This is a genomic window from Gardnerella sp. DNF01199S, from assembly GCF_049244155.1.
Lineage (GTDB): Bacteria > Actinomycetota > Actinomycetes > Actinomycetales > Bifidobacteriaceae > Bifidobacterium > Bifidobacterium piotii.
The window spans coordinates 852,525-876,684 of the sequence record NZ_CP058380.1 but is presented as its reverse complement, the minus strand read 5'-3'; the positions used below and the strand labels follow the sequence as shown (position 1 = coordinate 876,684).

Below are 24,160 nucleotides of genomic sequence, written 5' to 3'. Positions count from 1 at the left end.
CAAGGCCTATAGCCTTTAACCACATTGCAAGAATTTTCGTGACTATTTGAAAAACATTGTGTGTAATGTTTGTATGCACATATTTAACGACTACCAGTGGCTGTTAGAAAGAACAGAACAATGCTCTAACAGCGTGCTTAGCGAAGCACACTCCAACACTCTTAAAGACTGGCACGGAAGAGCCGCAAACGCGTTTAACGAAGAGATGGCTAAAACTGCTAGACAAGCATGTCAAATAAGCTCTGTTAACACTAGTTTTGTTGACGCTGATTTTATTAACGCTAATTCTACTTTTAGATCGATGCTAAACTTTGGGGGTAAATAATGCCTTGGAGAGTAAAATCCACAATAACTGGCGGCGAACCTCTTAGTGTTGATGATTCTAACGCGTATAGAACAAAAGCTGCAAGACTTAGCGAACTATCAAACGATTTTCACTCACTAAGCGCTTGTTGGATGCAAACTGCAATGCAAATCGAAAGCCAAAAAGCAGCTCTTGTACAAAACCAAAACAACTGTTTTAGCGAAAACATTAATCAACATGCTTTGCAAAACTTGCCTGATTCTAACGAATGCAGAATAAAGTCAAGCCAATGCGAATCAATGTCTAATAATCTTAGTGAATTAGCAACTCTAATAGTCAGAGCAAATAACTTATATTCTGAAGCAGAATACAAAAATAGAGAAACCTTAGATAACCTTGTTTCGATTGGAACTACCATCTTCCCTATTGCTGCAGTACCATTCTTTGCAAGCGTAGGGTTCAGCGCAATTTTAGACATGACTCAAAAAAGTGGCATGAAAAACTTTTCTAAGTGGAGCCACGCAACAGCTCCTATTCAGCAAGGATTTATTAGAGGCTTTTCTAAACATTTTCTAATAAACCCCATAACAGGAATCCCTATTCGTCTTTTTTCTAGTATTCAAGAAAAGAACGATGTAAAACATTCAAAAGCACCAGTTTCCACTTTTGCAAGCGCATTAAGCATGTTTAGCTCAAAAATCAACGATGCAAACCAAGGGAACAATCTTAAAGTAACAAAATTAGTTTTGCCTAAAAACGCGCAATCTAAAATATTCCTCTATAAAGGAAACAATATTGGTCAAGCGCTTGAAAATCTTAACAATCTTTCTAGCGGCAATCTTTCTGTGCATCCTCCAAAAACAAATCCAGATGCTGCAACAATCGCAATTCAACGTTTTAGGCAAAAAGACGGTAGCACGTCTTGGCTTGTTACAATACCTGGAACAGACGGTAAGCCAAAGTCTCCTTTTGGATGGCCTCAAAATGCAGAGGTTATGAGCAGTTCTAGAAGCGTAAGAATGAACGCAGACAGCACAAGAATGGTTGTAGAAGCAATGAAGAAAAGCGGCATTAAACCAAACGATAGCGTTGTTCTTCTTGGACATTCTCAAGGCGGAATTGTAGCTGCAGGAATTGCTAGCGACTATTCAAAACAATACAACATAAAACACGTTGTAACTGCTGGGTCTCCAATAGCAAATCACGCAATTCCAAGCAAAACTTGGGTTACGAGCATAGAAATGGAAGATGAACTTGTTCCAACATTAGACGGAGCAAGTAATCCGAGCAGAAATAATTGGGTTACGATTCACGCAGTTGCAAGCAAAGCAGTGGCAAGTAAAAGCGTTAATAGAAATAAAAGAAAAGAAGAAGATGAGGAAAATGTCTCTAAACAAAATCGTAATAAGATTGGCAACACAAATCGCAACACAAAAAATATCTTTGAAAAAGACGGAATATTAGTAAAAAATGTACCAGAAGAAGGAACACTCACACACGATTTGAACTATCATCAAGCAGCATATGCAGACGCTCACCAACTTGCGTCTAAAGAAATTAGAACTCAAGAATCGCATTTTAATAAGATATTAAGCGGAAAATTAGAAGAAACAACGTTATGGCAAGGAGTTATGAAGCACTAGCACAAAAGTAAAATAGCAACGCTCAAAAGTTAGTAGTTTCATGCCATGCTGTAACCTTTAAGGTATGAAGCTTACTGATATTTGCCCTGCTATTGCTTTAACTCCTCTAGATGGAAGATACCACAACCAAACCGCAAGCCTTGTAGAATATTTAAGCGAACCAGCATTAAATCGCGAGCGCATACGTGTAGAAGTTGAATGGATGATTCTTCTAGCAAACGGTTATAAGGGAAACGATTTTAAGACGATTGTAGATGGCGTAAAGCCTTTAACAGACGAGGAATGCGATTATTTGCGCGCAATCCCAGAAAACTTTGGAGCAGAAGGCATAAAACGCCATGCATCTCACGAAGCTGTTACACATCACGACGTTAAAGCTGTTGAATACTATATTGACGACGAGTTAGACAAAGCAGAGCAAGTATTAGGGCATAAAACCCAGCTTAGCAATCTTAAAACATTAGTTCATTTTGCTTGCACAAGCGAAGATATAAACAATCTTTCTATAGCTCGTTGCGTAAAAAACGCTGTTGAAAATGTTTATAGGCCAAATTTGCAAGCTATTGTTGATTACTTGACTCAAAAAGCGCAAGAGTATAGAGATATGCCAATGCTATCGCTAACTCACGGCCAGCCTGCAACTCCTACAACTTTAGGCAAAGAGCTTGCTGTGTTTGTTTATAGGCTAAATCGCCAGCTAAAACACCTTAACTGCCAAGAGTATCTTGGAAAAATAAATGGCGCTACTGGAACTTTTGGCGCTCATCTTGCTGCTTTCCCTAATGTTGATTGGCTTAACGTTTCTAAAGAATTTGTAGAAAACAGAATGGGTCTTTGCTTTAATCCTCTCACAACGCAAATCGAAAGCCACGATTGGCAAGCGGAACTTTATAGCACTGTAAGTCACATTAATCACATTCTTCACAATCTTGCTGTAGACGTGTGGATGTACATTTCTCGCGGCGTTTTTGTGCAAGTTCCTGTTAAAGGCGCTACTGGGTCTTCCACAATGCCTCACAAAGTGAACCCTATTCGATTCGAAAACGCGGAAGCAAATCTAGAGATTTCTTGCGCACTCTTCGATACACTTTGTGCAACACTTACCGAGAGCCGATGGCAGCGCGATTTAACAGATTCCACTACTCAAAGAAACGTTGGATCCGCATTCGGCTACGCTCTTCTTGCTTTGAACAATCTTCTTGGCGGCTTAAAGTCAATTCATCCAAACACGCAAATGATGAGCGAAGAGCTTAATAGCAATTGGGAAGTTCTTGGAGAGCCAATCCAAACTGCTATGCGCGCTCAAGAGATTGCTGGTGTAGAAGGAATGGAAAAGCCGTACGAGCAAGTTAAAGAGCTTATGCGCGGTCATAGTATTTCTAGACAAGATGTTGAAGATTTTATATCTTCTAGAAACTTCGATGCTCAAACTGCAAGTAGGCTAAAAAATCTTACTCCAGAATCTTATACTGGAATTGCATCACAGTTGGTGGATTTTATTCAATAACTATTTTGTTCAATAACTTATTAAACATTAATAACTATTAAATAAATAAACGGTGTACTATGCAATCGCAAGTAAAAGATGATTTAGTTATTAACGACGTTGAGCCTAAGCTAGTTCGCAATTGGGCAGATCTAATCTACTCAATTGCATCTGCTGGCGTAGCTACAGCAGTAGTGTTATTTGCAACGTGTTTTTCGGGAACAACAGCAGGCGTAGAACACGACGCAAAAAATGCTGGGAAGATTATTGAGTGGATTGTAAAAGGACTTCCATCTTCTCTTTTTCAGCAAGCGCTTACAATCGCAATTGTTGCTGGCGTAATCGTATCAATGATCGATTCGAAAAAATGGATTAATACAGCAATATCAACAATAACTTTGCTTTTAACGTATCCGCTTGTATGGTATATTTCCTACATTCTTACAACGCTAAACAATCCTTCGATATTCGCATCTCTTAATTCAATATCTAATAGTCGTGGCACAGAATTATTGCCAGACATGTACGCGGTTTTGGTTGCTTTTCTAACTGTTAGCGGCCCTAGAAGAGATAACAAAATCGTAAAACTCTCTTGGCAAGCGCTGCTAATTGCGTCTCCAATATTAATCGTAACTTCTTGGCATTCGCTAGCAGGCGCATTAACCTCTTGGTGCATTGGACGTTCTTTTGGAACACTAATTCGGTTTATTAAGGGAACACAAAGCAAAGGAGCGTGGGGCAAAGATATTGTTGAAGCACTAGAAAACATTGGCATTACGCATCTTGTTCAGCTTAATAGAAGAACACTAACAACCGACCATAGTGGAGTTCTTAAGTCTAGTCTTGACGACGATTTGATTGAAAATTCAAGGCTATACGATGCGATTGATATTCACGGAACAAGATACGTTATATCTGTATTAGACAATCAAGTGCATTTGCCTGGGTATCTAAATCAGCTATGGCAATGGGTTAAGCTAATTGATATTCCAGTTAGACGAGACCGTTCTGCAAGACACTCAATACATCACCATCTTTCTATGCTACTTGCTCTTAGAAACTTGCATCTTGCTACAGCAAACGTGTATGGGGTAACAGATCTAGAAAAATCATCAATAATGGTATTTCATACTAGCAATGTTCTTGTTCCTTGCAATCTAAACACACTTACAGCTAAAGATGCTCAAAGACTTATGCAATATCTTGATATTGCAAACTCTAGAGGTATTACACACAGAAGAATAGGACCCGAATCGCTTGCGCGACTAGAAGATGGGACTCCCCTAATTGCAGGTTGGCAAAATGGCGATGTTGCTAGTGATTCAACTAATATTGCTTTAGATAAAGTTCAACTTTTAACAATAATCGCATCTTGCATTGATGCAAAAACTGCTGTTGAGTCAGCAATAAACGTTTGGGGCGAATATAAGGTTGCGCAAATACTTCCATTTATTCAAAAAGCGGCCGTTCCAGCGTCTACAAGGTCACTTTCTTCTTGCAACAAAAAGCTTTTTGAAGATCTTAAAAATGAGATTAGCAAAAAAGTTTGCACGCTTAACAACGAAGAAGACTACGACACTGTACGCTTAGCGCGCTTTAATATTAGATTCTTTGTTAGCTTAATCCTTATTATTGCTGCGATTTCGGCTATTGTTACTCAATGGCATCCGCAAGAATTTATTTTTGCGCTTAAAAAAGCAGATAGCGTGATGGTCTTTGCTTGCTTTGCATGCAGCATGCTTGCTTGGGTTGGGTCTTCTATTACGCTAGGATCTTTTATGGATGACTCAAAGCCAAATGCTGGTGTTTTATTTACATCGCAAGCAGCTTCTGGATTTACTGCCGTATCTATGCCAGCTGGAGTAGGTCCTGCGTTTGTAAACATGCAACTTATAAAGAAAAATGGTAGTTCAACATCTCAAGCAACAGCGATTACAAGCGCAGTATGGCTTTTGCAATCGCTAGTAACCGCTCTTGTTATATTTAGCGTTGGAATTTTTACTGGTAAAAACCTTCTTTCTGGAATGATTCCTACGCATATGCTTATTACCGTAATAGGAATTGTTACTATAATCCTATGCGCGTTTATGGCGATTACTCCTATTCGCAAATTTATACGCAAAAAATATCTTCCAATTCTTTCGGACTATGGCAAACAGATAAAAGAACTTGTAACTAAACCAAAACAGCTTTTTAACGGCACTTTGGGCGGTTTGATTCTTGTTTTTGCAACAGGACTAGGATATTGGGTTGCTCTTTTGGCTTTTGGATACTACGCAAACCCTTGGGAAACAGTTCTTCTGTTCTTAGTAGCAAACACTGCTGGATCCGCTGTTCCAACGCCTGGCGGATTGGGAGCTGTTGAAGCATCTTTGACTTTTGCATTCACTTCGGTTGGCGTTCCTCCAACAATCGCATTATCTGCAACTCTTCTTTACCGCCTTATGTTCTATTGGTTACGAATACCAATAGGCGCTTTTGCAATGAAAAGTCTTAGCAATAAGGGATTAATTTAATAACAAATTAGCGTAAATTTAACGAGTCAAAAAAAGAATATATTTAGTTAAAAACCGCATAAATAAGCCTATATAAGGCATTTTTGCGGTTTTTATACACTTTATTCACTAAAAAAAGTAAAAAATCGTAAAAAAATCTTAATAAAACGCTGAAAAACCGCGCATTTGTAGGGAAAATGTACTAATATCTATGAGTGAAAGTGGTCTTTGGAAGAGAAGGCCCCTAACACAAAGGATGCTTGTATGGCATACAACAAGTCTGATCTCGTTTCGAAGATCGCTCAGAAGTCCAACCTTACCAAGGCACAGGCCGAGGCCGCTGTCAACGCATTCCAGGATGTGTTCGTTGAGGCTTTGCAGTCTGGCGAAGGATTGAAGCTCACTGGTCTGTTCTCCGCAGAGCGCGTAAAGCGCGCAGAGCGCACTGGCCGCAACCCACGTACTGGCGAAACCATTAAGATTCCTGCATCTTACGGTGTTAGAATCTCCGCTGGTTCTTTGCTTAAGAAGGCTGTTACTGAGTAAGTTGAACCTTTAAGCGTAGACTTACAAGAACGAGGAACATTCCCAAAGTTGGATTTGTTCCTCGTTCTTTTGTTTTATGCGCTGTGTTTTATGCGCTCTAACTCAGTGCTCTAGTTTCTCACTATTGCAATCTTTGCAAAGCCCAAACACTTCCAAAGTGTGGTCTATAACCGTGTATCCGTGAGATTCAGCAATCTTATGAATCCAACCTTCGTCATCTGGAGGCTCTATGTCTACAGTTTTGCCACACTTTTCGCACACAAGATGATGATGATGCGTGTTCTCGTCGCAAATCCTAAAAAGCTGCTGACCGTTAAAACGCACAGTATCAACATCTCCGCTTTGTGCAAGCGTATTAAGCTGGCGATAAACGGTGGCCAAACCAATGATTTCCCCATCTTCTACAAGCGCGCGATGCAAATTTTGAGCAGAAACAAAATTACGCGAAGCTCTTAAATGCTCAAGAACTGTTTCCTTTTGCTTAGTGTTTCTGCGTATTGGCTCACCAACCATTATTTAACCTTTCGCAACAAAAACTTTTAATCAAGCTCGTCATCCCAACAACCTGTAGAGTCTAACACATTGGCTTCCTCAACAGGATTATTGCAAAGAACAGTAATATGGCCCATTTTGCGATTCTTACGAACCTGTGCCTTGCCGTAGTCGTGAACATGCCATTCTGGATGCTCCGCAATAAGCGCGCGAGTAGGCGCAACATGCTGACCTAAAACATTAACCATAACAGCAGCAGAAAGCAGCTTAGGCTCTTTTAGTGGCCATCCAACAATACCGCGAACATGAGCTTCAAACTGATCCATATCGCAAGCTTCAATCGTATAATGCCCCGAATTATGCGGGCGTGGCGCAAGCTCATTTACTACTACGCGATTATCTTTAGTAATAAACAGCTCAATTCCAAGCGTTCCAGCAAGCTTAAAGCCTTGAGCCAATCTAAGCGCTAAGCTATGCGCAGCTTCTTGAACCTTAGCATCAACATTTGCTGGAGCCAAAGTCATGTGCAAAATGCTATTGTGATGCACGTTTTTTACAAGCGGATAAGTCACAAATTCGCTTCCATTTCCCGAAACAAGAATTGATGCTTCAAAAGCAAAGTCAACAAAACCTTCGAGAATAGAAGGCGGCATCTCTTGGCCATTTTCTACGCGATTACGAACATTATTAACGTCTTCTTTAGTGCGCAAAACGTCTTGACCGTGGCCGTCGTAACCACCTCTGCGCGTTTTAAGAATTGCAGGCAGACCTATTTCTTCGATTGCTTTATCTAAATCGTCTAAATTGTTGACTTCACACCATTTAGCAGTTTCAATACCGTGATTGTTAATAAAGCTTTTCTCAAAAACACGGTCTTGCGTAACTCGCAATAAGTCGGTTCCTTGAGGAACTGCAACCAAATCGCGCACACTATCTAAAGCATCTGCGTTTACGTTTTCAAATTCGTACGTAAGCACATCGCAACTTTTAGCAAGCTTTTTTAAAGCTTCCAAATCATCATACTCAGCTTCAACTTGAAAATCCGCAACTTGGAACACTGGGCAATTATGCGCTGGGTCTAAAACGCCGATTTTAAAGCCCATTCTTCTAGCAGCAATCGCCATCATGCGACCAAGCTGACCACCGCCTATAATTCCAATAGTTGCCCCTGGCATTAAGCACTTTACAGCACCATCAGTAGCTTCACATAAGCTCGGCATTAGATTCCTCAACCTTCTTTTTTAATTCTTTGCGGTAATCTTCAAGTTCTTTTTCTAGGCGACTATCTGTTGTGCTAAGCATACTTACAGCAAGCAAGCCCGCGTTTGTAGCGCCAGAATTGCCAACAGCGGTTGTTGCAACTGGAATTCCGCCAGGCATTTGCACTATAGAAAGCAAAGAATCCCAGCCCGAAAGAGCATGGGATTTTACAGGAACACCAACAACTGGAAGCGTTGTTTGAGCAGCAATCATGCCTGGTAAGTGTGCAGCTCCACCAGCGCCAGCAATAATCACACGAAAACCGTTTTTTCTAGCGCTATGTGCAAAATCTGCCATAAGTTCTGGAGTGCGATGTGCAGAAATAACTTGCTTTATATACGGCACTCTAAATTTTTCTAAGATTTCACATGCGTGACGCATTGTTTCCCAATCGCTAGAAGAGCCCATAACAACTGCCACAACAGGTTTTGAATCTAAAATATCTGCCACAACAACCTCCCGTATATGCGTAAACACGCAGCTTATGCGCAAAGTTTATACGCAAGTTTTACTTTACGCATAAGCACGGAAAAATGGCTAATAATTGGTGTTTTATTAGCTTCTTTATTAGCTTCTTTATTGCTTCTTTATTAGCTGCTTATTTTTAAGAACATATTTTACGTCTGCAGCATCCGCAACATCACTAGAATGCGTTACAACAATCACGCATTTTCCGCGTTTATGAGCGGCATCTTTTAAGATTGCTATAACTTCTTGAGTTGTGTTTGGATCCAAGCTACCTGTTGGCTCGTCGGCAAGAATAACAGGCGCAGAAGATACAAGCGCTCGCGCAATAGCTACTCGCTGCTGCTGGCCTCCCGAAAGCTTTGTTATATTTCTAGTGGACTCGTCTTCGCTAAGACCCAGCTCTTTAAGAATCGTAGAATCCGCCTTTGGGCTAACAAGACGCAAGTTTTCTACAGGAGTCAAATAGTCGATTAGATTAAAACTCTGGAAAACTAAAGAAACATTGTTCTTACGATGATTAGCATAACCACCATTCTTTGAAATATCTTCCCCGTTAAACAATACTGTTCCGCTTGTTGGCGAGTCTAAACCAGCTAGAAGAGATAACATGGTGGATTTTCCAGCTCCAGATGGCCCTGTTATGCTATAGATTTTTCCAGCTTCAAAATCTGCATTAACATTTTTAAGAACCGCAATATTAGTTGCTCCATAAGAGTAATCAACGTTGTTTAGTTTTAATAAAGTTGTCATAATAAACTCCAATATTCTATTAATCTGTGTTTCTATTAATCTATATTTTTATGAATCTGTGTTATAAATTTATCTATTATTTTTATGATTATTTTGGCCTATGTATATATTCCGCGCACTAATCGCAAGCGCTATATGCATACAAAATACGCCACTTTAATCTCCTCTAACTAATTGAGCTGAGTATAGAACGCGGCTTTTTAAACATTATTGGCGCAAGAGCAATGCATAGAGATACAAACGCTATAGCGAATCCTATAAGAATAGCAAACGCTGTTTGGCTAGTTAGCAAAGGCTGATTTGATGAGTACGTAATTGCACCATTTGCAACATTTGCTAATAGCATTGATCCAACACTGGATGATATTGCACCACTAATAGCAGTAGACAGCACTGAGCAAAATGCGGATATTATAAAAACTTCTATAATCATTTGCAAAGCTATAACACGTTTTTCTACACCAATTGCCATTAAAACGCCAACTTCGTGAAGCCTTCCTCGAACCCAAAATACAAGAACTAAGCCAAGAATTATTACTGCAACAATCGCAAGGCAAAATAGAATCATAAACACTAATTGCCTAACTGTTTTTACAGATTGAAGAACAGAGGCAAATCTTTGCGCATTATTTTCTACAGAAAGCATGCCATTGCCATAGTTTTTAGCGATTTTATTGGCTTCTTTTAAAGCTTTTTCTAGATTATTTGGATTTTGCATAACGCACTTTATAGAACTGCGATTTTTACTTCCAAACAAGTAAAAAGCGGATTCTAAATCAGTTATTACGCGATTTTCGGAAGAATCGGAAGGAAGAGCACCTTTTGTTTGCATCTTGCCAGAAAAAATGCCAACAACCTTAAGATTAATGCTTTTACTGCCTTGTTTTAGAGTTAAAACAGACCCAAGTTTAAGATTATTTTGTTTAGCAAAGCTCTTGTGAATTATTGCAGATTTTGCGCGCTTAAAGCTACCAGGTGCCGAAGAATCAATATGATTGCCTTCATCAAGCTTATATAATCCTTCTTGGAATCCCTGCGCTAACTGTGATTTAGTTGTTCCCGTTATGGAAACAAGCGAGAACATTTCATCATTGTCTAAACGCGGACCATTTATTGGCGCTACGATTTTAGCGTTAACAGGATTTGCTAAAACATCTTTTTCTTCTGCAATGGTTTTTATTCCACTAATCTTTTTAAATTTTGCAATAAGACTTTCGGGAATTCCTTCGTTTTTTTGCAAATCTTGAGGAATATCTTGCTGCGATTGTTTAGCGGAATCACCAGTAGAATCACCAGCAGAATCGCTGGAAGATTCAGACTCTGGCAAAGTCTGCCCTTGCGTTTTTGCGTAAACGCTAAAGCCTAAACCAATGCTGGAAGTTATTTGATTCTCTAGATTTTTTACGCAAGCAATAACACTCGCTTGGCAAATAAGCGCGCTAAGAACAACCGTAATAATCAACGCTAAAATAGCGCTACGCCTTGGTTTTCTAACTATAGCTAGCCAAGATCTTTTTATAATTTGAGTCATTTTACACCTACTTTTGCACGTCAACTACTTTTGCATTCCAAGCAAATCTCTAGGAGACTTTCGCAAAATAGGAAGATAAGACAGCGCAACCGCAACAATAATAATCATTAGAACCATTAATGACGATTGAATTAAGCAATCTGAGCTAACTTGAACAGCAATCTTATCTAATGTTCTAGTGGCCATGCTTGATTCCAAGTTTCCTCCAGCTTGGCCCATTGAGCTAAGCTGCTGCGCGGCGGAATTTTTTACCGATCCTAATGCGCAGTCGCTAAACCATGGAGATATTGCGCTAGCAAAACCATAACCTATTGCAATAGCTGGAATCGCAAGCAACACAAGCTCAAAAAGTTGCTGCAACACAAGGGAAGCTTTTCCAACGCCAATGGAAGTTAAAACGCCAATTTCTTTTCTACGCTCATTAATCCAAAGAATAAGAACCAATCCAAGAGCTACAACAGCAAACGCGCTTACTGCAATAACCGTTATGTTCATCATGGATTTTACGCCTTTTGCTGCGCCAATCATGCCTTGTACAAACTGGTCATCTCGAGTAATTTGATAGTTTTGCAAATCAATCGGCAGCTTAGACGCTTCTTCAATCACAGAATCTGCGTCCACTCCTTTTTTAACCTTAAAACTTGCGTCCTGGTATATCTCTTTTCCAGGCTTATATTTGTAAAGCTCTCTGGTTGTTTTTAAATCTGTATACACAGTATTTGCAGTTAATTCTGCACGCGTTGCAACTGGGCGATTGTTAGCTCCGCCGTAAATTCCAACTATGCGTGTTTTTACTTGCTCCGTAGAATGGTTAAGGTTATCGGCGTCGAAAGGGTTTGCTTTAAGCGTTAGCGAATCGCCTAATTTTAAGCCATTTAGTTTTGCTAAATCTTCGTGGATTAAGGAAGCATGCTCATCTGATTCACGCAAAGCCCTTCCTTTAACCATGTGAATTGATTTTGTTTTGAACGCATTTAAGCCCTTAGAAGAGTTTGTTCCTTCTAGATTTACAGCATTGCCAAATTGCTTTTCTCTGCGCGCATCGTAGTCTTGAACACCTTTGATTCTAGCTGCTTTTGCATCAACTAAATCGGCTGTAACATTTTGACGCAAAACATACGAATCAACGTTTTTTAGTGACGCGATTTTTTTAACATCACTTGGTTTAACGGTTCCCGCTCCCCTAGGAGTTCCAGGATTTACTTGCGGATTATTTGCTAAAACAAAACTAGATTCCGCTTGCTCTTCTACCTTTTTTCCTTCTTTTTCTGCAGCAATCGCAACTGCAGAAGATGCTAGCAAAAGCGTTGAAATCAAAGCTAGTATTACAAACACGATTGCTGTTTTTACTCTTTTTCTCAAAACGTAGCGTATTGCGCGAGAAATAAATGTCATTGACTACCATCCTCATCGAACATTTGTAGTTAAATCGTAGTTATTCAATCATTAATATCAGTACTAAGTACAAGCCGCACGAATAATACAAAATCGTATAAGCCACAAAATCGTATAGCCACACAGCAAGTACAATCACGTAGCCTATATTATTTACCCTTATAAAACACTGTGAATAATCTGTTTATTATCTTCAAAAATCTTAGAAAATTTTATGAAAATTACTGATTTTCAATGAAAAATATATGACATGTCGTTATAATCATTTGAAATAATTTATGTGACTAAATGTTAATGAAAGAAAATTTATTAATCGATTAGCAAGTTTTACAACTTGAGACTTTACAGTCAAAAAAATTTATTTTGCATGATTTGACGAGGATTTGCATGGATAAAGGCACATACAACAACAATTAAGGCGAGCACATTGCGTTACCAAAGTGCCCGCCTTAATTTATTAATTTATTAAAAACAGTTTTATTTATTTATAAACGCGCCTAAATCGACCTAAATACACTTAAATCGCAGTGCCATGCTCGTCGAGACGCGGATTTTGCTTAGCGTTACTAAAACTAAAGAACAGCCCAAACACGCCCAAAGCAAACAACACAGCAATCGTTACAACAAGCACCAACGGCTGACTTGGCAACCACATAACAACCAAGAACGCAAACGCAGAAAGCAAAAGCACAGCCCAAGAGCACACGCCAATAACCTTGCGAACAGCATTCCACTTATCATCTCCAGCCTGCGCGCGCTTAATATTGCGTTCCATCTTGCTCTGGCTTTGCGTAACGCTAGAAGATGGCTTCCATCCATCAACGCCGTTTTCTTGAAGTCTTCTTGAATGTTCTTGCAGATTGTATTCATCAATCATTCCGCCACGACCGCGGCCATTTGTTTGATCGTATTGAGACGGGATTCCCCTACGATTCTGCCTGGCTTTTGCTCTACGCTCCTTGCGGTTTGCCATGATTGATTCCTTTCTGCGTTGAATTTTCACACAATACGAATCATTTTAACGCATAACTACGCCATTTTGGCACGCATCAACAATTTTTTCGATTAATAAATCGTTTAATAAACGCCCTTTTTGAGTGGCAATAATACGATTCTCGTTCAACACTGCCAAATCTTCTTTACACACTTCGATTAGCACTTTTTGCAAATACGAATCGTCAAATCCGCAATTGGCTTTACGCATTTTTGTGCACAATTCATCAACGCTAAGCCCTTCCCTAATGCGCAAACCAAGCATTACTTCTTCTATTAACGCGTCCTCGCTATTTATGCACTCGTAGTTTTGCCAAGGCACGTTTCCTGCATTAATCGCCTGCGCCCAGCGTTTTGGATGCAAAATATCCCAAGATCTAAGATTGTAAAACTTGCTTGAATCCGCCAAAACAGCACAATCATCCATGCTTTGCTTATTAAGACCACTCGCCGAATTGTAATGCGAATGCGCTCCAGGGCCAATTCCTGCCCAATCAATGTTCTTCCAATATCCAAGATTGTGGCGAGACTCAAAACCAGTGCGCGCCCAATTAGAAATCTCGTACCACTTTAAGCCAGCAGAACTAAAAAGACTATCTGCCAACTCGTATTTTGCTGCTTCATCATCGTCATCTGGCGCTTGAATTGTGCCAGCAGCAATTTGACGACCCATTTTTGTGCGAGGCTCTACTGTTAGCGCATATGCGGAAACGTGATTAACTCCCAGGCTCAAAGCCATTTCTACTGACTTTCGCCAATCGTCTATGCTCTCCCCTGGAGCGCCATAAATCAAATCAACACTAGATTGCAATCCGCAAGCATCCGCCGCTTTAACTCCGCGCTCTACGTTTTCTGGAGTATGTGTGCGGTCAAGCGTTTTTAGCACGTGTGGCACAGCAGATTGCATTCCAAAAGATATTCGCGTAAATCCGCCTTTTGCAAGCGTTTCAATATAAGACTCGTCTGCGGTATCTGGGTTTGCTTCCGTAGTGACTTCCGCACCAGGCATAATGCCCCACAATTCGCTGATTTCACGCAAAATTCGCACTAAATCTTGCGCTTTAAGAACAGTCGGAGTGCCTCCACCAAAGAAAACAGATTGCGCTTTCGGCTCGAAAATCCCGTGGAATTCCTGCCACTTTTTTACAAGACACATCTCGCGAATTGCAACATCCGCGTATCCGCTTCGACTTGCGCCCTCCCCCAAATCGTGAGCTGTATACGTGTTAAAATCGCAGTAACCGCAGCGTCGCAAACAAAACGGCACATGCACGTACACTTCAAAAGGCATGATTGAACGCGAATCTTCACTAGACTTGTTCGATTCAAAATTCAATATAAGCCTCAGCCTTCGGATTTTTGCGCAGCGCGAATCTTATCTTTAGTGTCTCTATCGTTCGCATTATCATCTGTAGCTAAAGCTGCAACAAATGCTTCTTGAGGAACTTCAACGTGTCCGAGCATCTTCATGCGCTTCTTACCAGCCTTCTGCTTTTCAAGAAGCTTGCGTTTACGCGTAATATCGCCGCCGTAGCATTTAGCAAGCACGTCTTTTCTAAGCGCACTAATCGTTTCGCGAGCAATAATTCTAGAGCCAATCGCAGCTTGAATTGGGATCTCAAACTGCTGGCGAGGAATAAGTCCGCGAAGCTTCTTAGTCATCATAACGCCGTAAGAATAAGCCTTATCTCGGTGAACAATCGCACTAAAAGCGTCGACCTTATCTCCTTGAATAAGAATATCTACCTTAACAAGATCTGCAGCTTGCTCGCCATCTTCGTGGTAATCCAGCGAAGCATAACCCTTTGTGCGGCTTTTAAGCTGATCGAAGAAGTCAAAAACAATTTCCGCAAGAGGAATCCTGTAGTGCATTTCCACACGGTCGGCACTAATGTATTCCATTGTGCCCATTTCTCCGCGATGATCTTGGCACAAATCCATAATCGCACCAATAAAATCTTTTGGAGCAATAATATCGGCAGCAACCATTGGCTCAATAATGCGCTTGATTTTGCCTTCTGGGAACTCGCTAGGATTAGTCACATGATGCTCGGTACCGTCTTCGCTAGTAACGTCATAAGTTACATTTGGAGCAGTTGAAATAAGATCCAAGCCAAACTCGCGACTTAAACGCTCGGAAACAATCTCCATATGCAACAAACCTAAGAATCCGCAACGGAAACCAAAGCCCAACGCCACGGACGTTTCTGGCTCGTAAATAAGAGCAGCATCGTTAAGTTTTAGCTTATCGAGCGCATCTCTTAGCTCTGGGAATTGCGCGTTATCAATTGGGAAAAGACCTGCGTAAACCATAGGCTTAGGGTCTCTGTAGCCCTCCAACGGCTTAGCCGCAGGATGCGCAGCACTAGTAATAGTGTCGCCAACTTTAGACTGGCTAACGTCTTTTGCACCCGTAATTACATAGCCGACTTCCCCAGCACCAAGCGCCTTAGTTGGAGTCATATCTGGGCTAATAACACCGATTTCAATAGGATCGTGCGTCATGCCAATGCCCATCATATGCAATTTTTCACGCGACTTAAGCTCGCCATCAACCATACGAATATAGGTGACGATTCCGCGATAAGAATCGTAGACGGAGTCAAAAATAAGCGCGCGAGCAGCACCATTAGGATTTCCACTAGGAGCTGGCACTTCCAGCACGATTTGGTCGAGAAGATCTTTTACGCCTTCGCCAGTTTTTCCAGAAACGCGCAAAACTTCATTAGGCTTGCATCCAATTAAGCCAGCTATTTCTTCTGCATGCTTATCTGGCTCCGCACTAGGCAAATCGATTTTGTTTAATACAGGAATAATTGTTAAATCGTGTTCAATTGCCATATAAAGGTTAGAAAGCGTCTGCGCTTCAATACCTTGAGTTGCGTCCACAAGCAAAACCGCACCTTCGCATGCTGCAAGCGCACGCGAAACTTCGTAAGTAAAATCAACGTGACCAGGAGTATCAATCATGCCGAGCGAGTACTCTTTACCGTCAAAAGTCCACGGAACTCGAACAGCTTGCGATTTAATAGTAATTCCGCGCTCTTGCTCAATATCCATGCGATCCAAAAATCGGTCTCGCATCTCGCGCTCTGGCACAATTCCCGAAAGCTGCAAAATGCGATCTGCTACAGTAGATTTGCCGTGATCTATATGCGCAATAATGCAGAAGTTGCGTATCAACGATTGATCCGTAAATCCTGGCTGGTTATGCGGTGTAATCAAAGCAAATATCTCCTTTTAAGACTATACGAGCAATCAAATATGCGAAAAGCATTGCAACTAACTAATGTTAGCAACTTGACTACCCTAGAAACACTTGACTGGCCTAGAAACACTTATCCATAAACCATGCTATGCTTGCACACTGTATGTCCTTAGTATAGTAAACGTCGTTTGGAGTAATAGTGGCAAACATTAAGTCGCAGAAAAAGCGCGTGCTCACCAATGAAAAGGCACACAAGCGTAACGTGGCAGTAAAGTCTGCTTTGAAGACTGCTATCCGCGCTACTCGCGAAGCCATTTCCGCTGGTGACAAGGCTGCTGCACAGGCTGCTTTTGCAGTAGCTTCTCAGAAGCTCGATAAGGCTGCAGGCCGTGGCGTGATTCACAAGAATCAGGCTGCAAACCGCAAGTCTGGCCTTGCTGTAGCAATCAACGCTCTTTAATAATCGCATAATTGCGAATTAATTAGAGTTTGAAGAATCCCCGCTACCATTTGATTTCATTTGGCAACGGGGATTTTTGTATCGTACAAAACAGCGCAAAGCTTACGAATTAACGTGCATCTTAAACTGAATATCTCCATAATTAGGCGTATGTATACCAACACCAAAGGCGATTATAGAGCCAAAAGAATCTTTAACAATCGACTCAACAGTAAGCGCTGGCGTTTTTGGCTCAACATGCAAAAATTCAGACATATCGTCGCATAACTGTTCAACGCGAATCAATAAATCATTTTCGTAAAGCTTTACAGCATAATCGCTTTCCAAGAAATTTACTATTGATTGCTTAGAAAAATCGATATTCAAAACCTTAGGGAATCTAGATGCCGAAAGATAAACAACAATATAACTTGATAAAACGTTATCAACGTATTTTAGTCGCTTTATGCAAATCAAGTCTTCTGATTCGTCTAGCCCAAGTTTATGCGCAGCCGACTCGTCTTTAACAATGCTGTTTTGAATAACCTTGATTCGCACGTTTGTATTGTTTTCGGAATAATTTTGATAGAATCCTTGAATTTTATCTGATATAACTTCTCGATTAGAGCTATGAACAATATTCTTTGCTCTAAAAGTTCCTTTTCCTTGGATTCTAACAAGCAAGCCTTCTAGTATCAAACTATCTACTGCATGCCTAAGCGTTATTCGACTAACGTTGTATTGTTTGCATAATTCTAATTCTGGAGGGAGCTGCTCCTGCGGCTTCATTAAGTCAATGCGCTTTCTAAGATTATCGCGCACTGCTACATATTTAGGTACACCTTCAGCCACAATTCACTCTCCAAACAGGATGATTAGAAAAACAATTGTAAGAATTGCCTAAAATCTTACGATTCAAGAACCCTGCGATTCAAAAACAATACGATTCAAAGACCTATGATTCCAAAATCTTACGATTCAAAGACAATTCTTACAAAAGTGCTTTTTGAACATATATTAGCTTAATTGTATCAGTCTATTAGGTCAATCTATAATTCGACGCGCTAGAAGCGGAATTGTTTGTTGCTAGCGATTTAACTTTTTCTTTTCTAAACGAGTCAATATTATTGACGACGCATAGAAAAGAACGTAGAAAATAGCGATTGCAACAATAATCAAAATTCTTCCGCCAGCAACGTTTGCGTAGCCAAGTATTACGCCTGCTACACCGTAATCAGCATCGGAATAGGTTGAATTTGCAGAGCCAATATTACCCAAAACAGGCAAAAGAAGCAAAGGCAAGAATGTAATAACAAGGCCATTAACGAAACCGCCTATAATGCATCCTCTTCTACCAGCCTGACCATTGCTAAACACGCCAGTAACACCGCCAGCCATAAAGTGCGCAACAATTCCTGGAATAATAACTGTTGTGCCAGCCAAGGCCATAATAACCATTCCAACGATTCCGCCTGCAAAGCTTGCAAGGAATCCAATAAGAACGGCGTTTGGAGCAAAGCCAAAGGTCATAGGAGCATCCAATGCTGGCTTAGCGTTTTTAACCAATTTTTCGGATATTCCCTTAAATGCTGGAACAATCTCATCTAAAACAACTTGAACGCCTGCAAGAATAACAAATACGCCTGCAGAGAACATTGCTGCTTTAAGAATAACGAACACAATAAAGTTCTGACCGCCCGAAAGCTTTGACTCAATAAACTCAGGGCCTGCAAAAAGAGCAACCACAACGTAAATAATGGCCATTGAAAGCGCAATCAAAACCGTAGTGTCTTTTAAGAATCCAAGAGCAGATGGGAACTTAATATCTTCGGTAGACTTAGACGGATGCTTTTTAGAACGCGTAAGCTTTGCAACTAAAGTTCCAATAAGAACACCACTGCTAGCAGGGTGGCCAAGTGCTACGTCATCTTCGCCAGAAGCTTTACGCATAAACGACTGCACCAACGCTGGTGAAATCGTAATAAATAAGCCCTGTGCAAGAGAGCCGAAAATAATAACGGCTAAAGTGTTAAAACCTGCAACATTGAAGATTACTGCAATCATACTAGCCATGTAAAAAGCAACATGACCAGTTAAATAAATGAATTTGAAGCGAGATGTTAGAGAAAGAATAATGTTTACAATCATTCCAAAGAAGAAGATGAGAGCAGATTCCGAGCCGTACTTTAAAAGAACGGTTCCAATAATTGCCTCATTGTTTGGAACTACACCTTGAACGTGGAAAGCATATTGGAACATACTTCCAAACGGATCAAGCGCTTGAGTTACAACGCCAGAGCCTGCAGCTAAAACCAAAAATCCAACCATTGTACGAATAGAACCTTGCACAATGTTGGAAAAACTTTTGCCTTGAACTGCAAGTCCAATCAAAGAAATCATTGCAACTATTACAGCTGGCTGACGGAAAACATCGAGCAGTATAGAAAGAATACCGTTCACAGTTCTCTCCTTATTTTGTATGTTAATATTTTTAGACACATTTTGGCATGAAAACGCAAATTACAAGAGAGATAGTGTAATTAGCTAAATCAAACCAGAATATGCACAAATTTGTTTAATTCAAAAGTCATAATAATGGATAAGCCAAGACATAAATTTGTTATAACGTTATATCCAATTTATGGCGATTTTTAGGCATATCGCAAATAAAATGAAAATAATTATGCATAATCGCGATTTAACAGAAAATAATATAACAAAATCGTATATAATATGAAAATTAATAATCTTTTATTCGTCAATAACTTAAAAATATGTGAAAATAATCACAATAATTCTTATACAAGACACGCCGCATGGCAACAAAAATCGCGCAAAACCAAAAAGACGCTACTCAATAATCCAAGCTAAGCCAATCAGAACAGCCAAGAAAAGAAGATTCACAATTGTGTACATAAGCAAATAGCGACCCTTATTATGAGGGTACTTATGCGTAATACTCTTGTACGAAATCAAAGATGCCATAGACGCAATAAGCGTTCCCATACCGCCAAGATTAGTGCCAATAATAAGCATCTTCCACTGGTCGCAGAAGCCAGAAAGTAAAATAGTAGTTGGAACATTACTAATCATTTGACTAGAAACAACCGAAACTTCCATAGGATGAGAGCCAACCCACATTTGCGCAATCTCGGTAAATCCAGGAACCCTGCGCATGTTTCCAATAAAAATGAAGAACATTATAAACGTAAGAGGCAAAGCCCAATCCAAAGCACGGAACACATGCGAATCGCAAATAATAAAGGCAATAACAACTGCCAAAACCATAATCCAGTCTGGAATCCAGCCAGCTACTCCACACAAGCACAAAATAAATAAAAGGCTGTAAACAACAACTCGCCATTGAGTAAAGCCAACACCGTAGCCCATAACGCGAATCTCGTCTGGCTTAGGTGATTTAGAATGCGGAGCTAAAACGCCTTGCTCAATATCGTCTCCGTGCAATCCTTCAAACTGATCGACTTTTTTAGAACTAAAGAACACAAACGCAAACGCAATCATAAGAATCGCAGCAGTAAGCGTGTACGGAGCCATAATGGAAAGAAAATCGCCCGTAGACATTCCAGTAAGCGCTTTAAGATACAAATTATGCGCGTTGCCAATAGGAGTTAGCATACTCCCAACGTTTGCGCCAATCGTCATTAAAGTCACAATAAGAATTGCGTGCTTCTCGGCATTTGCCATCATCAAAACAGAAATCGCAAAAGGAACAAAAGTCACAAGAGCAACATCGTTAGTAATAAGCATTGCCGAGAAAAACGTTAAAGACATAAGAACCAGAACTAATCCGCGCTCAGTCCTAACTCTTCTAAGAAGATTCGCGCCAATACTTCTAAAAACGCCTATTCGCTGGAATCCGCAAACAACCATCATTAAGCAAACAAGCTGAGAAATAGTGTTTACGTGAATGTAGCTAAAATATTGCGCATCGGGCGGAACGAAAAAACAAGAAATAACAGCTAAAACGGCGGCCACAATAAGGATGGTCTCACATTTGACCAAATTCAGAAGCCAACGCCTCATCATTCCTCCGCAACTAAAATACACAACTTATAAAATTGTATAAGAAACCCAATCCAAAGAGGCAAAAATTCCCGACAAAATCGTTGAAATAACAAGGCATAGGGTGCTAAAAGCGCTTTAGTTTTGCCACAAAGCGAATATGCAAAAATCCGCCCATTTTTGTGACACGCGCAAGCAGCACATGTCTTAGATGCCTATATTATAAATGGAAAAGAAGTCGTAAGGCTAACAAGCATATTAAGCACAAAGCGAGAAACGCAATTATGACAAATCAAGAATCGCAAGCTCAAAAAACAGCAAGCCATAAAAGAAACACAGCCGACTTAATCGTAGAATGCCTTGTAAACGAAGGCGTTGAGGTTGTTTTTGGAATTCCAGGAGAAGAAAATATTCCACTTTTAGAGGCAATTGAGCGAAATGGAAATATACGCTTTGTGCTTACTCGCCACGAGCAAGGCGCTGGATTTATGGCCGCGACTTATGCGCATATTACTGGAAAGCCAGGCGTATGCTTGGCAACGCTGGGGCCTGGAGCACTAAATCTTACACTTCCTGTAGCTCAAGCGAATGCAAGCACAACTCCACTTGTTGCAATATGCGCTCAAGGAAACGTTTCTAGACTTTACAAGGAATCTCACCAAATCATTGATTTAGTAGCATTATTCCAGCCAATTACGCAGTGGTCTTCTATGATGCTTGCTCCAAGCACGGCTCCAGAAATGGTTCGCAAAGCTTTCTCAATCGCTCAAAGAAAGCGCCCAGGAGCAACATGCCTTGTTATTCCAGAAGATATTAGCGAAATGAGCGTTCCAGAAGACGCAAAGCCACTTCCACTTCCAAAGCCGTTACATATTCTTCCAGCTCCAGACACAATTTACGAAGCTGCTAAAATAATTAGCCAAGCAAAAAGGCCGATTATTCTTGCAGGAAACGGCGTTGCAAGAAGCCACGCTCAAGACCAGCTTCTCGCTTTTGCAGAACAGCTTAATGTTCCAGTTGCAACAACGTTTGAAGGCAAAGGCGTGTTCCCAGACAACCACCCGAATGCTCTTGGCGTAGTTGGATTTATGCATAGGGATTATGAGAATTTTGCTTTCGACACAGCAGATTTGATTATTGCTGTAGGATTCTCAATTCAGCAATTTGACCCTAAGAAGATTAATCCAAATATTGACAAGACGATTATTCACATAAACACATTTGTTGAAGACACAGACGCTCACTACCCTACTGCACTAAACATTATGGCAGATATTGGCCAGACGCTTAAAACGCTTACAAGTGTGCTTAAAGACAGAAACGTTACTTTTGACGTAACTCACCCGAAGATTCGTCAAATGATTACAGACGAGTTGCATTCGTTTGAAAACGATAACAGCATTCCTATGAAGCCTCAGCGCGTTGTTTACGATACTCGTCGCGCTGTTGCCGAAGGAACTAAGGTTCTTGTAGATACGGGTGCGCTAAAAATGTGGATGGCAAGGCTTTACCCAACAATGCATCCAAACACTTGCATTATAGACAACAGCCTTTCTACAATGGCTTGGACTTTGCCTGGAGCTGTTGGAGCATCGTTTATTAAAGACAATAGCGGAAAAATCAACACAAAGCCTGTTCTTGCTGTTATGGGCGACGGCAGCTTTATGATGAACGTTCAAGAGATTGAAACCGCCGTTCGCGTAGGCTCTAGAATGGTGATTTTGGTTTGGGAAGACAACGCATACGGTTTGATTAAGTGGAAGATGGACTTGCACGCAGGAGAACACGAATACGTTGATTTTACTAATCCAAATGTTCCAAAATTGGCAGAAAGCTTTGGAGCAAGAGGCCATGTTGTGCAAAAGCCAGAAGATTTATACAACATGCTTAAAGAGGCTTTGGCTCAAGAAAGCGGTGTTGACGTTATAGCTTGCCCAGTGGATTATAGCGAAAACATGAAGCTTATTGAAAAGCTTGGAGACATTGACTTCGGCAACTAAAGTATATTTATACTGAAAATATACGCATACTGAAAATATACGCATTAAATATAAATACGACCGAGAAAGTTTGTGAATAGCCATAAACAAACTCGGTCGTATTTAAATATTATTTCAATATAGAAAGCATGTTGGTAAAAACAAATTTTGCTAATCTACAACATGCAAAGTACGATAAATGTAATTTTTATATTTTTCGGGATTAAGCCTACTACATATTTCAACATTCGGAGTTTTACCAGAGAAGAAATTAGCATCAACAAGAACTGAGCCATAACTTGGTCCAGGAGTTGCATCAACTTGGCAATAATATTTTGTGCACTCGCTTATACATTCAGGATATAACGCAGCGGCAACAGCAGATGGATCAGCCATATCTAGATAAGCATCCCCAAAACGGCTAACATTCATTTCCATTAATTCCCTATTACAATCAATAACAAACTTACCGAGTTCTCCACTTTTGCGAATATTAGCAATTTCTTGTGGATTCAGCATACATTCTCCCAAGCATGCGTCCCATCCAACAAACATAATATTTTTAAGACCAGAATCAACTAATATCTTTGCAGCTTCTGCATCTTGCCAAATATTGAATTCTGCTACAGGAGAAACATTTCCACGGCCTAAACCAGCAGATCCCATAACGACTATGCGACCAACTTTTTTCATCGCTTCATAATCAACCTTAATAGCTAGAGCAATATTAGTTAATGGCCCTAATGCAATAATGTCTATTTCACCATCTTCACTGTTTCTCAAAGTTTCAATCATTTTCAAAACAGCATTACCATTACTTTCTTTCAAACGATGAGGCACTAGACCAATATCACCCATTCCATCTCTACCATGAGTTTCATGAGCATAAGCCAAATCGCGTAAGAGCATGCTTCTGCTTCCTTTATATACAGGTGGCTCATATGAACCAGCATGCTCGATAGTAGTAAGCGTATTAATAGTCGCTTGTTCCATGCACACGTTTCCTGATACAGTGCAAAACATTAATATCTCATATCTAGGATCATTTAAAGCCATGGCAATTGCCATAGCATCATCCGAACCACAATCTGTATCTATTATTATTTTCTTTTTAGAATCAATTTCTTTATTTTTCATAAACTCTCAAC

The 24,160-nt window shown here is 40.3% G+C and carries 20 protein-coding genes; 7 read left to right on the top strand and 13 right to left on the bottom strand.

The window, feature by feature from the left end; translation table 11 throughout:
* Positions 1 to 73: 73 nt before the first annotated feature.
* From HXT45_RS03435 to HXT45_RS03415, 5 genes are all read left to right on the top strand, one after another.
* Positions 74 to 325, top strand: coding sequence for a hypothetical protein (locus HXT45_RS03435; RefSeq protein ID WP_128831774.1), 252 nt, complete (start codon positions 74 to 76; stop codon positions 323 to 325).
* Complete coding sequence (locus HXT45_RS03430; protein WP_421781241.1) at positions 325 to 1,947, top strand: alpha/beta hydrolase; 1,623 nt, start codon at positions 325 to 327, stop codon at positions 1,945 to 1,947. The genes HXT45_RS03435 and HXT45_RS03430 overlap by 1 nt, the downstream gene beginning before the upstream one ends.
* A 64-nt stretch (positions 1,948 to 2,011) precedes the next feature.
* Positions 2,012 to 3,454: an adenylosuccinate lyase gene (gene purB / locus HXT45_RS03425; protein WP_421781239.1), complete on the top strand. Its 1,443-nt coding sequence runs from the start codon at positions 2,012 to 2,014 to the stop codon at positions 3,452 to 3,454.
* Between the two features lie 59 nt (positions 3,455 to 3,513).
* A complete protein-coding gene (locus HXT45_RS03420) occupies positions 3,514 to 5,949 on the top strand; it encodes a lysylphosphatidylglycerol synthase transmembrane domain-containing protein (protein WP_421781237.1) in 2,436 nt (811 codons plus the stop codon).
* 243 nt (positions 5,950 to 6,192) lie between these two features.
* Positions 6,193 to 6,474, top strand: coding sequence for an HU family DNA-binding protein (locus tag HXT45_RS03415; protein WP_004112617.1), 282 nt, complete (start codon positions 6,193 to 6,195; stop codon positions 6,472 to 6,474).
* A gap of 102 nt (positions 6,475 to 6,576) precedes the next feature.
* Here the strand turns inward: HXT45_RS03415 and HXT45_RS03410 are convergent, their stop codons facing one another.
* The 9 genes from HXT45_RS03410 to lepA all read right to left on the bottom strand — a co-directional run bounded on the left by HXT45_RS03410 (position 6,577) and on the right by lepA (position 16,588).
* The gene (locus HXT45_RS03410; RefSeq protein ID WP_004130708.1) at positions 6,577 to 6,987 is read right to left on the bottom strand and encodes a Fur family transcriptional regulator; all 411 of its coding nucleotides are present in this window, start codon (positions 6,985 to 6,987) and stop codon (positions 6,577 to 6,579) included.
* A gap of 26 nt (positions 6,988 to 7,013) precedes the next feature.
* Positions 7,014 to 8,186 (bottom strand): 5-(carboxyamino)imidazole ribonucleotide synthase, encoded by a 1,173-nt coding sequence (gene purK / locus HXT45_RS03405; protein ID WP_016635808.1) that lies wholly within the window; start codon positions 8,184 to 8,186, stop codon positions 7,014 to 7,016.
* Complete coding sequence (gene purE, locus HXT45_RS03400; protein ID WP_410294377.1) at positions 8,170 to 8,634, bottom strand: 5-(carboxyamino)imidazole ribonucleotide mutase; 465 nt, start codon at positions 8,632 to 8,634, stop codon at positions 8,170 to 8,172. The genes purK and purE overlap by 17 nt, the downstream gene beginning before the upstream one ends.
* A 168-nt stretch (positions 8,635 to 8,802) precedes the next feature.
* Positions 8,803 to 9,444, bottom strand: a complete 642-nt coding sequence (locus HXT45_RS03395; protein WP_421781234.1) for an ABC transporter ATP-binding protein — start codon at positions 9,442 to 9,444, stop codon at positions 8,803 to 8,805.
* 166 nt (positions 9,445 to 9,610) lie between these two features.
* Positions 9,611 to 10,975 (bottom strand): ABC transporter permease, encoded by a 1,365-nt coding sequence (locus HXT45_RS03390; protein WP_421781232.1) that lies wholly within the window; start codon positions 10,973 to 10,975, stop codon positions 9,611 to 9,613.
* Positions 10,976 to 10,999: 24 nt separating this feature from the next.
* On the bottom strand, positions 11,000 to 12,370 hold the full coding sequence (locus HXT45_RS03385) for an ABC transporter permease (protein WP_016635812.1): 1,371 nt from the start codon (positions 12,368 to 12,370) through the stop codon (positions 11,000 to 11,002).
* A 517-nt stretch (positions 12,371 to 12,887) separates the two neighbouring features.
* Entirely contained in the window at positions 12,888 to 13,343 is a 456-nt protein-coding gene (locus tag HXT45_RS03380) for a tripartite tricarboxylate transporter TctB family protein (protein ID WP_415680804.1), read from the bottom strand.
* Between the two features lie 45 nt (positions 13,344 to 13,388).
* Positions 13,389 to 14,654 (bottom strand): radical SAM family heme chaperone HemW, encoded by a 1,266-nt coding sequence (gene hemW, locus HXT45_RS03375; protein WP_421782293.1) that lies wholly within the window; start codon positions 14,652 to 14,654, stop codon positions 13,389 to 13,391.
* 53 nt (positions 14,655 to 14,707) lie between these two features.
* On the bottom strand, positions 14,708 to 16,588 hold the full coding sequence (gene lepA / locus HXT45_RS03370) for a translation elongation factor 4 (protein ID WP_101889263.1): 1,881 nt from the start codon (positions 16,586 to 16,588) through the stop codon (positions 14,708 to 14,710).
* Between the two features lie 182 nt (positions 16,589 to 16,770).
* On the opposite strand from lepA, the gene rpsT reads away from it, so the two are divergent.
* A complete protein-coding gene (gene rpsT, locus HXT45_RS03365) occupies positions 16,771 to 17,031 on the top strand; it encodes a 30S ribosomal protein S20 (RefSeq protein WP_004130697.1) in 261 nt (86 codons plus the stop codon).
* A gap of 102 nt (positions 17,032 to 17,133) precedes the next feature.
* On the opposite strand, the gene HXT45_RS03360 is transcribed toward rpsT, so the two are convergent.
* The 3 genes from HXT45_RS03360 to HXT45_RS03350 all read right to left on the bottom strand — a co-directional run bounded on the left by HXT45_RS03360 (position 17,134) and on the right by HXT45_RS03350 (position 21,054).
* The gene (locus tag HXT45_RS03360; protein ID WP_421781229.1) at positions 17,134 to 17,862 is read right to left on the bottom strand and encodes a GntR family transcriptional regulator; all 729 of its coding nucleotides are present in this window, start codon (positions 17,860 to 17,862) and stop codon (positions 17,134 to 17,136) included.
* 234 nt (positions 17,863 to 18,096) lie between these two features.
* Positions 18,097 to 19,470 (bottom strand): PTS ascorbate transporter subunit IIC, encoded by a 1,374-nt coding sequence (locus HXT45_RS03355; RefSeq protein ID WP_421781227.1) that lies wholly within the window; start codon positions 19,468 to 19,470, stop codon positions 18,097 to 18,099.
* Positions 19,471 to 19,860: 390 nt separating this feature from the next.
* A complete protein-coding gene (locus HXT45_RS03350) occupies positions 19,861 to 21,054 on the bottom strand; it encodes an SLC13 family permease (protein WP_116689595.1) in 1,194 nt (397 codons plus the stop codon).
* Positions 21,055 to 21,317: 263 nt separating this feature from the next.
* Between HXT45_RS03350 and HXT45_RS03345 the strand changes: the two genes are divergently transcribed.
* The gene (locus HXT45_RS03345) at positions 21,318 to 23,033 is read left to right on the top strand and encodes an acetolactate synthase large subunit (protein WP_421781225.1); all 1,716 of its coding nucleotides are present in this window, start codon (positions 21,318 to 21,320) and stop codon (positions 23,031 to 23,033) included.
* Between the two features lie 150 nt (positions 23,034 to 23,183).
* Here the strand turns inward: HXT45_RS03345 and HXT45_RS03340 are convergent, their stop codons facing one another.
* On the bottom strand, positions 23,184 to 24,149 hold the full coding sequence (locus tag HXT45_RS03340) for a nucleoside hydrolase (protein WP_101889260.1): 966 nt from the start codon (positions 24,147 to 24,149) through the stop codon (positions 23,184 to 23,186).
* Positions 24,150 to 24,160 lie beyond the last annotated feature (11 nt).